Raw genomic sequence first — 238 nt, 5'->3', positions numbered from 1 at the left:
GAACAGGCAAAGCCATATTTCGCCGCGACCCGGTTCGATGCGCGTTCCAACGCGATGCGCGCCCGGGTCTGGAAATCGGCCAGCGGATAGCTTTTACCGGGGTTGAACAATTCTGCCACCACGGTGGAGGGCGAATACAGCGCTTCTTCGCGGCCATCAGGCCAGCGCACGGTCCAAATGGTTTCAGGCATCAGACTCTCCGAGGTTCATGTAAGGGGTGGTCGCATGGTCCCAGAAC

1 protein-coding gene is annotated in these 238 nt (G+C 59.7%); it reads right to left on the bottom strand.

From position 1 onward, the window contains the following. Positions 1-191 (bottom strand): MSMEG_0570 family nitrogen starvation response protein (locus Q4528_RS15940; RefSeq protein WP_303522730.1); only part of this gene is annotated, 191 nt, incomplete at its 3' end. Positions 192-238: the final 47 nt, after the last annotated feature.

Source organism: Staphylococcus pasteuri (assembly GCF_030547725.1).
Classification (GTDB): domain Bacteria; phylum Bacillota; class Bacilli; order Staphylococcales; family Staphylococcaceae; genus Staphylococcus; species Staphylococcus pasteuri.
This window is presented reverse-complemented; position numbering and strand designations above follow the sequence as displayed.